At 70.5% G+C, this 13,327-nt stretch carries 11 protein-coding genes; 4 read left to right on the plus strand and 7 right to left on the minus strand.

Going from position 1 to position 13,327, the window contains the following annotated elements:
- Positions 1–89: 89 nt before the first annotated feature.
- Positions 90–1,373 carry an ArsB/NhaD family transporter gene (locus tag FB563_RS05785; RefSeq protein WP_244329008.1) on the plus strand — a complete coding sequence of 428 codons (1,284 nt, stop codon included), beginning with the start codon at positions 90–92 and terminating at the stop codon, positions 1,371–1,373.
- On the opposite strand, the gene FB563_RS05790 is transcribed toward FB563_RS05785, so the two are convergent.
- The 6 genes from FB563_RS05790 to FB563_RS05815 form a co-directional block, all read right to left on the minus strand.
- Positions 1,370–1,705 (minus strand): DUF397 domain-containing protein, encoded by a 336-nt coding sequence (locus tag FB563_RS05790; RefSeq protein ID WP_142218519.1) that lies wholly within the window; start codon positions 1,703–1,705, stop codon positions 1,370–1,372. The two genes, FB563_RS05785 and FB563_RS05790, sit on opposite strands and share 4 nt — an antisense overlap.
- Complete coding sequence (locus FB563_RS05795; RefSeq protein WP_055705728.1) at positions 1,677–2,516, minus strand: helix-turn-helix domain-containing protein; 840 nt, start codon at positions 2,514–2,516, stop codon at positions 1,677–1,679. The genes FB563_RS05790 and FB563_RS05795 overlap by 29 nt, the downstream gene beginning before the upstream one ends.
- Positions 2,517–2,665: 149 nt before the next feature.
- Positions 2,666–3,640, minus strand: coding sequence for an inositol monophosphatase family protein (locus FB563_RS05800; protein ID WP_063797065.1), 975 nt, complete (start codon positions 3,638–3,640; stop codon positions 2,666–2,668).
- Positions 3,624–4,280, minus strand: coding sequence for a hypothetical protein (locus tag FB563_RS05805; RefSeq protein ID WP_055705729.1), 657 nt, complete (start codon positions 4,278–4,280; stop codon positions 3,624–3,626). Before FB563_RS05805 ends, FB563_RS05800 begins: the two co-directional genes overlap by 17 nt.
- Before the next feature lie 43 nt (positions 4,281–4,323).
- Positions 4,324–5,280, minus strand: a complete 957-nt coding sequence (locus FB563_RS05810; protein WP_234357706.1) for a hypothetical protein — start codon at positions 5,278–5,280, stop codon at positions 4,324–4,326.
- A gap of 101 nt (positions 5,281–5,381) precedes the next feature.
- The gene (locus FB563_RS05815) at positions 5,382–5,828 is read right to left on the minus strand and encodes a hypothetical protein (protein ID WP_055705743.1); all 447 of its coding nucleotides are present in this window, start codon (positions 5,826–5,828) and stop codon (positions 5,382–5,384) included.
- A gap of 149 nt (positions 5,829–5,977) precedes the next feature.
- Here FB563_RS05815 and FB563_RS05820 point away from each other — a divergent pair, with 149 nt between their 5' ends.
- The 3 genes from FB563_RS05820 (at position 5,978) to FB563_RS05830 (ending at position 9,229) form a co-directional block, all read left to right on the plus strand.
- The gene (locus tag FB563_RS05820; RefSeq protein ID WP_055705730.1) at positions 5,978–7,021 is read left to right on the plus strand and encodes an effector-associated domain 2-containing protein; all 1,044 of its coding nucleotides are present in this window, start codon (positions 5,978–5,980) and stop codon (positions 7,019–7,021) included.
- Positions 7,022–7,168: 147 nt separating this feature from the next.
- Positions 7,169–7,321 (plus strand): FxSxx-COOH cyclophane-containing RiPP peptide, encoded by a 153-nt coding sequence (gene fxsA / locus FB563_RS45430; RefSeq protein WP_411573179.1) that lies wholly within the window; start codon positions 7,169–7,171, stop codon positions 7,319–7,321.
- Between the two features lie 39 nt (positions 7,322–7,360).
- Complete coding sequence (locus tag FB563_RS05830) at positions 7,361–9,229, plus strand: HEXXH motif domain-containing protein (protein ID WP_159045496.1); 1,869 nt, start codon at positions 7,361–7,363, stop codon at positions 9,227–9,229.
- A gap of 47 nt (positions 9,230–9,276) precedes the next feature.
- Here FB563_RS05830 and fxsT read toward each other — a convergent pair whose 3' ends face one another.
- On the minus strand, positions 9,277–13,188 hold the full coding sequence (gene fxsT / locus FB563_RS42780; RefSeq protein ID WP_159045497.1) for an FxSxx-COOH system tetratricopeptide repeat protein: 3,912 nt from the start codon (positions 13,186–13,188) through the stop codon (positions 9,277–9,279).
- Between the last annotated feature and the right edge of the window lie 139 nt (positions 13,189–13,327).

The following is a 13,327-nucleotide window of genomic DNA, read 5'->3' on the forward strand; positions in this document are numbered from 1 at the left end:
CCGTGAAAAGAGAGGCTGATACCGGTCGTTTCCAGGCGTTCGACGGCGCCCTGGTCACAGCGACGCACAAACGTGCGACCCTTCCCATCGTGCGTGCCTTATTGCTGCGTCTGCATGTCCTCGACCGGGTGGCGATCGGTCTGCTGGCGACCGGACTGCTGTGCGTGGCCACGGGACTGCTGCCGACCGGTTCCGCGTCCGACGCGATGACCCGCATCGCCCCGCTGCTGGCCTTCCTGGGCACGGTGATCGTGCTGGCCGAACTGACCAGCCGGGCCGGGGTGTTCGACGTGGTGGCGGCGCGGGTGGCGAGGGCGGGGAAGGGCAGCTATCCGCTGTTGTTCCTGCTGTGCGTGCTGTTCGCGTCGGTCACCACGGTCGCCCTCAACCTGGACACGACGGCCGTCCTGCTGACTCCGGTGATGCTGGCGCTCGCCTCCCGGGTGGGTATCGCGCCGGTGCCGCTGGCCATGACGACGGTCTGGCTGGCCAACACCGCGAGCCTGCTCCTGCCGGTGTCCAACCTGACGAACCTGCTGGCCGCCAACCGGGTCGCGCTGTCCCCGCTGGGCCTGGCGGGGCGCATGTGGGCACCGCAACTCGCCGCGCTGGTCGTGACGATGGCTTGTTTGTGGCTGTTCTTCTGGCGCCGGGGGCGGCGTGGGGGGCCTGTTGTCGACGATTACGGCCTGATGGCGGCCGTACCGGTGTCGGGGCCGGGTGCCGCGCGTGCGGCGGACGTGCGGGTGGACGCCGCCGACCGTTATGTGCCGCCCGCCGTGCACCGCCCCGCCGACCGGGTGCTGTTCCGGGCCTGCGCGCTCGCCTGCGCCGGCTTTCTGCTGGCCATCCTGGTGGCCGACGTCCCGCTGTGGATGGCCTCCGCAACGGCCGCGCTCGTCGCCGTGACGGCGTTCGGAGTGCGGCAGCGGTCCGCGCTCCGGCTGTCGCTCGTCCCCTGGCGGCTGCTGGTCATGGTGCCGGGCATGTTCCTGGTGGTCGAGACCTTCGACGCACACGGGCTGCACCATCTGCTCGCCTCGGCGGTCGGTACCGACGGCGGCACCCGCGGCCTGTTCCGCGCCGCGGCGGTGGGCGGCGGCCTGTCCAACGCCCTCAACAACCTGCCGGTCTATCTGGCCGGGGAGGCGGCGGTGCCGGTGGGCAACCACGACCAGCTGCTGGCCCTGCTGGTCGGCACCAACGCCGGTCCGGTGATCACCCCTTGGGCGTCCCTGGCGACGCTGCTGTGGTACGAGCGCTGCCATGCGTACGGCGTCCGGGTGCCGGTTGGCCGGTTGATGGGGACGGGGGCGGTGCTGGCCGCGTGCGCGGTGGTCGCGGCGGTGGCCGCCCTGGCTGTGACGCGTTAGGCGTTCGTCTTCACGGCACCGACGAACGCCGACCAGGCGGGTGCCGAGAAGACGACGGCGGGGCCGGTGGGGCGCTTGCTGTCGCGGACGGGGACGTGGGTGGGGGCGGCGGTGTCGTTGACTTCGAGGCAGTCACCGCTGCTCGCTCCGCTGTGGGTCGACTTGCGCCAGGCGGTGGCTTCGAGGCAGTCGCCGCCGCTTTCACCGCTGTAGCTCGACTTGCGCCAGACGGTGACTTCCAGGCAGTTGCTGCTACCCCCGTCGCTGTACGACGACTTGTGCCAGCCGGACAGCACCGAGGCGTCAGGAATGGAGTGCTCGCTGCGCTTCATGTTCGTAATCCTCCGCGACGGACCTGAGCAGATCCAGGGACTTTCGGTGCGACAGGGCATCGCCCAGCGCCTGATCGTAGATCTCCTGACACTCGCGCACCATGGACGGCAGTTCGATGATCCGCCCGCTCTTCACGCCTTCCGCATAGGCGATGGGCGGGAGGTCTTCGAACCACATAAGGGAGAGAAAGCCCGCCTGCAGGGCATGGGCGCCCAGGGAGTACGGGAGGACATGGACGCGAATTCGGCGGCTCGCGCCCAACTCCGCGATGTGACGAAGCTGCTCGCACATCACGAGCGGTCCCCCGACCACACGGCGTAGCACCGCTTCGTCGAGGAGGCAGCAAACCTCGGGCGAGTGGAAACTGTCCAGGATGCGGGCCCGTTCCAGCCGAGTGGCCACCAACTCCTCGAGCTCCTCGTCGCTCCTGCGCGGATAGCCGAAGCCCAGTACCTCGGATGCATACTCCCTGGTCTGCAGGAGTCCCGGCACCACCGCAGGCGCGTATTCCCGGATCTCTCTCGCCCGGCCCTCGTACTCCAGCGCCTCCTCGAAATACTCGGCCACCTTCCTGCCGTCCAGCACCGGCAGGAACCGCTCGAAGAACCCGCCAGTGTTCAGCACCTTGTCCAGCCGCCGCGCGTCCTCCACATCCGGCCTCCGCCTGCCCGCCTCGATGTGGGCGATGTGCGTGCGGGACATCGCGACAAGTTGGCCCAGCTCCTCCTGGGTGAGCCCGGCCGCCTCCCTCCGTCGCCTGAGTTCCTCCCCGTACCGCACCCGCGAGATGGGATTGTCCTCGATGGCCACCTTTCCACTCCCCCTCGTGCTGACTGCGTCGTCACGCTCGGTCATCTACCGAAGGTACTCGCGCCCGCAGCACGCTGTGCATGAATCAGCACGGATAGTGAAAGGCGCTGGAATGCAGGAGCAGGACGACGGCTACGTCGGGGTGTTTCTCACGCTGAGGGTCTCCCGGGACGGTGGCCGGACGTGGGGGCCGAGGGTGACGTACCGGCCGCCGAAGAACGCCGCGCCGCTGGACCTGTCGGGGCGGTTTCCGCCGTGTGAGTGCCCTCGGTGCCGGGAGAGAAAGGGCTGACGAGGTCCAGCAGGTGGGGCAGGAGTTCGGGGCGCCCGGCGACGAAGGAGCGCCCGGTGTCGGGGCCGCCGTACCCGCCGCCGAACTCCGCGCCGTCGAGGTGCCGCAGGGCGATGCCGGCCTCGCGGGCGAGCAGCGCACCGGCGGGCAGGTCGATCGCCTCCGCGCGGTAGCCCACGAAGCCGTCGATGTCCCCCCGGGCCAGCATCGCCCAGGCCACCAGGGGCGCCCAGAGCTGCAGGAGGCGCCGGGAGCGGAGTTCGAGGGAGTGCCGGAGGGAGCAGGCGAAGGGGTCGTCGCGGGGGACGGCGTGGCCCTGGGTCCAGGCCAGCAGGGGTCCGGCGGCGGACAGCGGGCGGCCGTATGCGGGAGCGGCGAGCCGCCCGGCGGGACCGTGTGCCCCGCCGCCCCGCAGGGCGGACCAGGTACGGCCGGTCATCGGATCGTGGACGACCCCGACCACGGGGGTGTCGTCGACGCACAGGGCGATGCCGACGACGTACACGGCCAGCCCGATCACCACGTTGTTGCTGCCGTCGAGCGGGTCCACCAGCCAGGTGCGGCCCCCGCCGTCCCCCGCCAGTTCACCGGACTCCTCCGCGAGGATGCGGTCGTGCGGGAAGTGCTCGCGGATCCGGCCGACCACCAGGCGCTCGGCGGCGAGGTCCAAGTCGGTGACCACGTCGCCGAGTCGGCCCTTGGCCCGGGCGGCGAACCCGTCGGGGAAGCGGGACCGCAGCAGTGCCCCGGCCTCCTCGGCGGCGCCCACGGCCGTACGGTGCTCGGCGTCGTAACCGGCCGGTGCGGACCAGGGGTCAGGGTTCGGGCTCATGGATCCTCCTGAGGGCGGCCCGAGCGATCCGGGCGGTCTGGGTCGCGTCACAGGTCCGGCGGACCATGCGGTGCCCGGCGGCGGACGGCGGGCCCAGGGAGAGGTCCACCCGGCCGGGCAGGGTCCGCCCCAGGACCAGCGTGGCGGTGGGGCGGCCGTCCGGCACCACACTGGTGTGGAATTCGCCCGCCGGGAGGGCGTAGCTCTGGCCCCGCGCACTGGTCTGCCCCGCACCGGGGCGGCAGCGCACCAGCCGCTCGGTGGGCCTCAGTTCGTCCACGCCCGAGGGGTCGCTGAGCACTTCGAAGACCCGGTGTGTGGGCTCACCGGTGTCGTCGTCGACGTGGACCCGCCGGTTGTCGAGCCGTCCGTACAGCACGGTGCTGGTCAAGTCCCAGCTGTGGCAGTGCACTTGGGGCACCGAGCGGTCGGGCTGTGCCTCCGGGGTGCCGAAGACGTGGACGCAGACGCCGTCATGGCCGTCGCGCAGGATGGGCAGGCAGACGAATCCGAGTGGGTGGCGCACCGCGCGCAGGGCGCGGCGGCCGGAGGCGATCAGGTCGAGCTCCGATACGGCGTGTCGTGTCAGCTCGGCGGTGGCGTGCCGCCGGGCGGCCCGTTCCAGGGCCGGGTAGTCCATGTTCCTCCCCCTTGCTCCCCCTTGGCCGGAACACGGCGCTCGCTCATCTGCGGTACGGGTTCTCCGCGCGCAGCGCCTTGTCGATGATGTCGCCGACGTCACGGTCGGTGAAGCTCGGCGGAAGTGGCAGGCCGAGCCGGTCGAGCAGGCGTCTGACCTCGTCGACGGTCGGTTCGTCGGCGAGCGGGACGGCCTCGCGCAGATCGAGCTTGACCGCCTGCTCGCGGCTCTGGTGCAGCTCGGTGACGTAGTAGTCGTAGAGCGGCCGGTCGCGCTCCACGTAGAGGCTGACCCGGCTGGGGTCGTCCTGGGTGATGATCAGGCAGCTGTCCGAGAGGTCGAACCGCAGCGCCGGTGCGACGGAGGACAGATGGACGTCGATCTCCAGGGTGTCCAGCCGCTGCCGGTGCCAGCCGGCGGCGACGACGGTGGCGTACGCCTCCTTGCGGGTGCGCTCCACGGTCCACTCGGCGTCGCCGGGGCCGGGGCCGAAGGTGCTGCGGAACCGCGCGTAGGCGGCGCACACCTGCTCGTCGGCGGGGTTGATGATGTCGATCTTCATGGTGAGCGAGCGCCGTTGCCGCTGCGCCTCCAGCACGCACTGGGGCAGCGTGACGGCCCGTAGATAGGTGCCGGTGCCGCCCTTGAACACCCAGCGACTGGTGGTGTGCCGGGCCCGCTCGTGCGCGAGCGCGACCTCGGCGCCGGAGAGCGTGCGGACCATCGCCAGGTCCTCGATGGCCCTGCTCGTCCCGGCGGACGCGGCGCGGAGGTCGGCCATCCGGCGGCGGCGCTCGGTGAGCCCTCCGTACACCAGTGCCGCGAGCACGAGCAGGGTGGCGCCGGAGACGACGTTGTCGTCCATGTTCTGGTTGAGCACGTCCATCAGCCCGACGACCAGGGCGACGACGATGGCGACGATCCCGTCCGCGTTCCGGACCGCCCAGGCGATCCCCTCCTCCAGCCGGCGCCCGGTCCCCTGTGGTGCGCTGTTCGTCACGTCCACCCTCCCCCGACGGTGGCTTCCATCGTAGGAGCAAGGGGAGTTGGTCAGCCATGCGTCAATCGGCCGTGCACGGCACGGATCCCGACGCACCCCGCTCACGGAAGGTCGTGGCGCCCCAGCCAGGCCGGCTTGACCGGTACGCCGTCCGCGTACCGCTCGATCTGGTCGCCCTGTCCGCCCTGTTCCTGCGGTCCTTCCGGCTCCTCCGACCCGTGCGGTGCCGCCTCGGTCCCGGTCGGTGTGTCCACGGGTTGCGGGGCGACGGGCGCGGCGGAGTCCTCCAGCAGCTCCGCCACCGTGAATCGGGTGGCGAACGACTGCCACGCCCCGTCCACGACGACCAGGAATCCGTCGCTCACCCGAAGGAGCCGCCGGCGCCGGGGACTTCTGGGATGCTCGGGCGCATGGCTCCGAGCGCGCCGCTCGAGCTCCGCGAGCGCGGCGGCCCGGGACCCGGAGACATGCGCCACCACATGGGCCTCCACGTGCTTGCGCTCACTGGCCCCCACGGTCGTCTCGACGACCAACGCCCATATCGTCATGCTCTCCGCCCCGTTCACTCGTGTTCCTGGCCCGGCCAAGGATGACCGATGCGCCTCCGTCAACTGGCCAGCGGGTCCTGGTATTTGTGCGGCCAGTGGGGTATGTCCCTCGTGTGAGTGAACGGGGACAGGGGAATCCAGGGCTGGAGATGGCCCGGGTCGCAGAGGTGATCGTGGTTCACGGCACAGGTTCACGGGGCCGCCGGGGGTCCGGTTACCGCGTGGGCGAGCGGTACGTCCTGACCGCCGCTCACCTGGTCGAGCCGCCCTTGACCACGGTGGTGGTCCGCTTCCAGGCCGACCGGCCCGACGAGTGGCACGCCGAGGCCGGCGTCGTCCTGCGCTCCGGCCCCGCCGATCTCGCCCTGCTGGAAATGGCCCAGCGCCCGTCCACGGCCCCACCCGTCCAGCACACGCCCAGCTACGCCGTTCTCCCGGAAACCGACGTCACCCTGCCCGTCACCGCCGTCGGCTTCCCCCGCTTCAAACTGCGCGAGGACGTCGGCCCGGGTCCCCTCGCGGAGGGCGAGGTCAGCCGGTACCGCGACTCCTGTCACGTCGACGGCACGGTGTCCGTCCTCTCCAACCGGCGGGAGGGCACCCTGGAGGTGGCCGTCCGGCCTCCGGCCGACGTGGCAGGCCCGGAGCACTCGCCCTGGGAGGGCATGTCCGGCGCGGCCCTCTGGTCGGGCGGCGCCGTCGTCGGCCTGATCACCGCTCACCACCGCTCGGACGGCCTCGGCCGGCTCGCTGCGGTGCGGGTGCGGCGCTGGTACGACGTGCTGACCCCGGCCGAGCTCGAACTGCTCCAGGCCTGCGCGGGCCTCCCGGCCCGTCTCGGCCCGCTCTTTCTCGACGGCACGTCATCGCGGCCCCCGAGCCTCGGCTCACTGCCGCACACCCTGACCATGCGCGAACTCAAGGACTTGGTGGACGCGTTGACGGCCCTGCCGACGCTGCGGCGGCCGAACGGACTCGACACCGTCCTGGAAGGCATCGACCCCCGGGTGTCCGCCCACCGGCCCCGCGACGACCGGCTGCGCCACGAGGTGTACGGCGTTGTGCGCACGTGCCTGCGCTATCCCGGCACCCTCGATAGTTTCATGGAAGTGCTGCGGGACTGGGAGGAGGACTCGGAAGAACTACGCGAAGTCGACCGCGCGGCGGCCGAACTGGTCATGCGGCACAGCTGACTTGTATGACAACTGGCCGGTACGCAGGGTTTCGGCCCCCCGTTGCCTGGGCCATCATTAGGAAGAAACGACGGCGCGGACGATCATGCAGGGGGAGGGGACTTGGCAGCCGTGGAGCGTGCGACGCCGGCCTTCGAATCCGGACTCATGGACCTCTCAGGAGTGTCACTTCAGGCACTGCGTTCTCTGGACGGCCCCGCCTTGTCCGAGTCACTCGAACGGTTGCTGGAGGATGTCGACGACCCCCACGCCCTTACGGTGGCCGGCCACAACCCGCCCCACGGAGTCGATGAGAAGTAGGGCAGCCACCGTGGTGCGGCGAGAATGCCGGTGCGCTCGGTGAGCGGCGCACCCGACGATCGATCCGCTTTTCACAGTATCTCGGCCGCCGGCCTCCACGGGCTTCTGCAGGGGGGCGGCGACGGTGCTGTCATCGAGGAGCTGCTCGGCGCCGAGCGCAGTCGCCGGCTGTTGCTGCTGCGGGCCCTGTACGACCGGAGCGTCCGCGTCGCCTCCGGTTCCGGCGATTTCCCCGTGTCGCTCCACGAAGCCTGGGACTCGCTGGAGCGGGCTCAGGCCAAGGCACCCGGAGTGGTCGAACAGGTCCTGTCGGCGCCGGGGACCGGAACGTGGGTGTCCACCGCTTTGCGCCGCCTGCGGGGCACGCTGCACAGCGACGTCCCCCTCTGGGCAACGCTGGGACACCTGTCCTCTCTCGCCGCCGCAGCAGCCGCCTCGGCCCGCATCGAGTTCACGCTCGAGGTTCCGGTGTGCGAGGGTACGGTGGCCCTTCCCGGCCTGGGGTGCGCGGTTCTTCCGTTACAGGAGGAGTGGACGACCGCGTGCGTCACCGGCAACCGGTGGGGCGTACGGATCAGCTGTGACGGCGACGAGGTCGTCGCCGGACCCGACTGGGAGCTGCAGGCGCCGGGCTGGCGGCCCACGCGCCGGTTGAGGGTGGGACAGGGCGCCGCTGCCGGGTCCGTGATCCTCGAGGAGCACGACCCCTATCGCACCTTCTTCGGACCCACCGCCCCCCACATCCTCTCGGAGCCCGAGGCACGATCCTGGCAGTCCTCCCTGGCCGAGGCGTGGACCATACTGCTGCGCGACGCACCGGCGGACGCGGACGCGATGCGGCGAGGCCTGATGTCCATCACTCCCTTACCCAGAGGAGAAAGGTTTCGGCCTTTCAGCAGCTCCTCCGCGGAGGCCTTTGGCGGCATCAACGCGTCGCTTCCCGAAGAGAGTTCCGAGCTGGCCGCGACCCTGGTGCATGAGTTCCAGCACGTGAAACTGGGCGCGCTCACGCACCTGTCGCCGCTGGTGCGAAGGGCTGAGAAGACACATGAGCGGGCGGAGTTGTTCCATGCGCCGTGGCGGGACGACCCACGGCCACTTGAGGGAGTTTTACAAGGGATCTATGCCTTTTTCGGGGTGGCCCGGTTCTGGCGCGCCAACCGCCGTGCCGTGGACACGGCGCATGCGCCGCTGGCGCACTTCGAGTTCGCTCTCTGGCGAGACGCGGTGTGGTCGACGCTGGGCAGCGTCAGGGACCATGAACGGCTGACGCCTCTGGGACGCCGGCTTCTGCAAGCGCTGGTGCAGAGGTGTGCCGGATGGCTCGGCGACGACGTCCCCGACGCGCAGTTACGACTGGCCCGTGAAGCGGCGGCCAGTCACCGTGCGCGGTGGCGCGAGCATCACGTACGGCCCTCGCCGGACCTGGTGGACGAGGCAGTGCGTGCGTGGCTGCGAGGAGACAGGTGTCCCCCGCTGGCCGACACCGCGTCGTCGTTGGTGCCGGACAGCGATGCCCGCTTCCTCGACACGGCCGCGGTACTGGTCAGACATCGTCTCACCGACCCGGACGGCTCCTGGCGGGACCCCGTCGCCATGGGTGACCGGGTGCCTGGAGCCGGGTTGGTCGATGTCCTCCTGGCCTGTGAGAAACGGTCCACCGCCCAGCGGGAGTTAACCGAGCACCTGCTGCACGGCGATGCTGCGGTGGGCTCGTGGGCGGCGCTGGGCCGGGCCCTGGCGGACAGTCCCGGCCACCGGCCTGCGAGCCGGTTTCTGCTGCGGTCACCTGAGTGGGCCCGCGCCGTACGGGACGCCCTGCAGCAGGAGCACGGTCGGCGGCCCGATCCGCTGGCCCTGGCCGCATGGCTGAGTGTCGCCACGAGACGGCCGGGGCCGTTCGACTGAGGGGCTGACCGAGCGTGACGTGCGGCCGCTTCGGCCTCTGTCTGCAATTACAGCGGCATGGGGTCGATGTCGCAGTTCAGGCGTGTGCCGTTCAGGAAGGCCACCGTCGCCGGGTGGGGCGTGGGCTCCTTCGTGTCGGCATCCGGGGTGTCCAGTACGCGACGCATGCGTTCCTCGGTGTCGCCTCGGAGCTCCGCGGCCTCGCTCTCGAGCCCCATGGACATGAGATCGAACGAGAGGTTCCCCGCGCAGGCCAGGGTGGTCGGGTGGTCGGGACCGAAGGTCTGCCGGCACCGCGCCAGCGTGTCACGCCCTCGGGCCGTCGCCGCCTCGTACTCGCCGAGCGCCGCCAGGTCACTGGCCAGGTTCACCGCGGTCACCAGGGTGAAGGGGTGGTCGGCTCCGAGCCCCTCGGACAGTGCGACGAGCGCCGCGTCGTCCAGCCGACGGGCCTCCTCCGGCTTGCCCAGTAGCCGTTCGGACACCGCGAGACCGACGTCGGCGGACAGGACGTACGGGTGCTGTGCGTGGAAGACCTTGCGATAGCCGGCGCAGGCCTGGGCCCCCCGGGCGCGTGCCGCCTCCAGGTCGCCGTTCTGCCGCAGGGCGATGGCGAGGGGCAGGGCCGTGGCCAGCGACTGGGGGTGGGTGTCGCCGTAACGCCGGGTGAAGGCTTCGTGAGCCTTGATGGCCAGTTCCAGGGCACGGGCGTGCAGGCCGGCCTTTCGGCACGCGATGCCCAGTTCGCGTCCGGTGCTGATGGTGGCGGGATTGTTGTCCCCGAAGACGTCCTGAAAGGCGTCGAACGCGGCTTCCTGGAGCCGGAGCGCACCGACGTAGTCCCCGGACTCGCGCTCGTCGATGGCGATCGAGTTCTCCGTGATGAGACTGCGCTGGTCGTCGCGTCCGAACAGGCGCAGCTTCAGGTGCCAGGTCTTCCGGTCGAGTTCCAGGGCTTCGCGGATCTCGCCGGTGAGGCGGAGACTGACGCCCAGGTTGTGGGCCATTCTCAGGCTTGCCGGGTCGTCCTCGCCGAAGGCCCTGCGCGCCCGTTCGTAGACGACCCTGTCCAGTTCGGCCCCGTCGAGGAAGCGGCCTTGGACGCGACGTACGGCGGCTTCCGTCTGGATGATGTCCAGAGACTCCTCACTGTCCGGTGAGGAGACGCGCTCGAAGGCGGCCCTGACGCGCTCCACCAGAGCGGAGGCGTCGCTGTACCGACCGGTATTCAAATAGACGTATACCAGCCACTGGCCCATGAGGAGCGTCTGCACGTCCTCTTCGCCGAAGGTGTCCAGCCAGGCGTTCCAGGCGTTCTCCGAGAAGTCCAGGCAGACGTTGTGGTCTCCCCAGTACCACAGGTACTTGGCGACGTTCATCACCAGCTGTCGCACCCAGGGCTGGTCGGAGGTGATGGCATCGGAGGCGATGACGTGCGTATACAGCTCCGCATAGCGAGGCCAGCTCTCCGGACTTGTGGGTGTCCGGGGGTCGGCGGACGCCATCAGGGCGTGGGCGCCTTCGCGCATGCGGCTCTGCTCCTCTGGGCTCATACGGTTGATCAGCACGTGCTGGACCAGCCGGTGCATCTCGATGGAGTTCGTGCGGTGATCAATTCGGGCGAGGGAATAGCGGTTTATCTCCCGTATCGCACGCGCGAGCTTCATCGGGTCGTTCAGAGCCGCATCCAGCTCGGGAAATCCGGTGTTGTATCCCGGGCCGGAGAGGATTTGCCTGGAGATCGGGTCGGGGGCGAAGTACGAGCACAGCTGCAGCAGCCGCAGGGCTCCCGGGCTGCGTGTCTCCAGATGGTCGAGGGAGACGTTCCAGGCGGCGGCCACCGGCAGTTGGTAGTCCGGCGGCGGCGCCGTCTCCAGGAGTTCGTTCTGCTTGCTCTCGAAGAGGCGGAGGTATTCGGACGCGGGCATGCCCGTCTCCGCGCGCCAGGCGGCCGCCTGTACCAGAGCGAGGGGCAGGTCGCCCAGCGCCTCGGCCAGTGCCTCGGCCTCCTCGTCCGCGAGCTCGGGCCCCGATCCGCGCAGGAGTTCCTTGCTCTCCTCGCGGGTGAACACATCCACTTCGAGGGAGCCGCCCACGAGCCCCCAGCGGCGGTTGCGGGACGTGACCAGGATCGTGCCGGTGCCGCCGGTCGGGAAGTACGGGCGTACCTGCTCGGGGCTGTCCGCGTTGTCGAAGATCAGCAGCCACCTGGAGTACGGGCGCCCCTCGCGCAGTGCCTCCCGGACCGCCGGGCCGGCGATGTTGGCCTCGGACGTGGTCACCAGCCCCAGTCGCTTGGCCAGCTCCACCAGCGACTGGCCGATCTGGCCCGGTCGCTCCGAGGGGATCCACCACACGATGTCGTACTGCGACTGGTGCCGGTAGGCGTACTCGATCGCCAGCTGTGTCTTGCCGACGCCGCCCATGCCGTGGATCGCCTCGGGCAGAACCGTCGTCGTGCCCTCGCGCAGCCGCTGTTCGAGCAGGTCGAGGAGTTCCGTGCGGCCGGTGAAGTTCTGGTTTCGCGGCGGCAAGTTCCCCCAGACGCGTGGCTGTACGGTGCGCTCTCCTTCCACGGTGCGCTGGGGCGTGGTGGACATCGGCGGGGCTCCTTCGGTGGCTCCTGAAGCGGCGGACGGGGCTATGGCGGCTCCGGCAGGCGGGACCTTGGCAAGCGAGACTGCATACCGCTGATCGTGCCATTTCAGCGCATGTCGCAACAATCGGGCGCGCTGAAGGTGTGACCCGGACAAGGCATCCAGAGCAGTCAGTTCGATGCGGAGAAACGGTGCGCTCTTCTGTGTCACCCGCGGCTGCGACGCCTTGCCCAGCGGTTCCGTGGGCGGCGGCAGGAGCGACGCGGCGGACGGATCCGAGGCCAGCACCTCACGGACCTCGCGCAACGTGCGGAGGGTGGCACTGCGGCGGCCCAGGGCCAGCAGTTGCTCGCGGGTGTCGGGGAGGAAGTCGTAGACCACGGCCCCGGGGGCGTCGAGGTGTACGCCGGTCGGCTGGACCAGGCCGCTCATGAAGAACTCGGACGCGTGAACCGGCCCGGCGCCCGGAGTCGACCGGATCAGCCTGCGGACGACCGGCAGAGTGAGTGGTGCCGCGGCCAGACGGGTGCCCAGCCGGAAGGCCGTGGGGGACGCCGCCGCGCGAAAATCGAAAACACGGTCGACAGCCGAGGGTGGCCCGGCGGAATCGTCGAACTCCGTCGCCCAGGGAAAGCTCCGGGCGGCGTCCGGCCGCCCCTTCCACGCGTTGGCCGGCGTCGCGGGCAGGTCCAGCGCGCGCGGCTGCGGCCCGCCCAGCACGGCGGACAGGGCGCGCGCGCCGTGGTGCCTGAGGGAGAGGACGGGTACCGCGACCGCGGGGGATGCGCCGTCCGGGTCCGTGCCCGGCTGCGCCGGGTCGGCCGGCCCGTGTCCCGGCGCGGCGGGGACCTCTCGTTCGTACCAGTCCCAGCGGGCGTTGGCGGCCCAGGGGCCGAGTGCCCTGATCCGCGCGTGCAGCACGTCGAGGCCGGTACGGAACCACAGGTGGGGCGGCAATGGATTGATCAGGGCGACGGGCCGGGACTGCCCCCAGCGCCGCAGCAGGGGCTGCACCGCACCCAGATGCCAGCCTGCCGCCAGCCCGTCCGTGACCACGAGGATCATGCGGCGCGTTCCGTCCGACGCCGCGTCCGCTTCGAGGTCGGTATCGGTACGCACGCCGGCCGGCAGCATCTCGTCCGTGCCGAGCAGGGCCACATCGTGCACCGCGGCGAAGCTCCGGGCCAGCGCGCGGGAGAGGCCGTCGATCGACTCGTCCCACACACGCATGGTCACGTGGGCGTCGGTGACGAGGAAGACTTCCCGGGGTAATGCCTCGTCCTCGAAACGCCAGTCGCCCCACAACTGCGTCAGGTCGGCTCCGGACCCTGACCGGTCACGCCGAGCGTTGTCACTGGCCATGGTCACTCTCAAGGCGTCGCTGCGGTCGCGGAGTTGAGGACGGAAGGCCTGCGGTTGCGGTCGTGCGCCCCCCGTAGCGGGGCCAGCCTACCGATACTCCGGGCGGGTTGTGGCCGTGCTCTTCGGACGATGCACTCGA

Source organism: Streptomyces puniciscabiei (assembly GCF_006715785.1).
GTDB classification, from domain to species: Bacteria; Actinomycetota; Actinomycetes; order Streptomycetales; family Streptomycetaceae; genus Streptomyces; species Streptomyces puniciscabiei.

Bases quoted from the DNA above. Each gene is read 5' to 3' on its own strand.
- FB563_RS05820 (WP_055705730.1), top strand. From the start codon at position 5,978: ATGGCCCGGGTCGCAGAGGTGATCGTGGTTCACGGCACAGGTTCACGG.
- fxsT (WP_159045497.1), bottom strand. From the start codon at position 13,188: ATGGCCAGTGACAACGCTCGGCGTGACCGGTCAGGGTCCGGAGCCGAC.
- fxsA (WP_411573179.1), top strand. From the start codon at position 7,169: ATGGACCTCTCAGGAGTGTCACTTCAGGCACTGCGTTCTCTGGACGGC.
- FB563_RS05815 (WP_055705743.1), bottom strand. From the start codon at position 5,828: ATGACGATATGGGCGTTGGTCGTCGAGACGACCGTGGGGGCCAGTGAG.
- FB563_RS05790 (WP_142218519.1), bottom strand. From the start codon at position 1,705: ATGAAGCGCAGCGAGCACTCCATTCCTGACGCCTCGGTGCTGTCCGGC.
- FB563_RS05800 (WP_063797065.1), bottom strand. From the start codon at position 3,640: ATGAGCCCGAACCCTGACCCCTGGTCCGCACCGGCCGGTTACGACGCC.
- FB563_RS05805 (WP_055705729.1), bottom strand. From the start codon at position 4,280: ATGGACTACCCGGCCCTGGAACGGGCCGCCCGGCGGCACGCCACCGCC.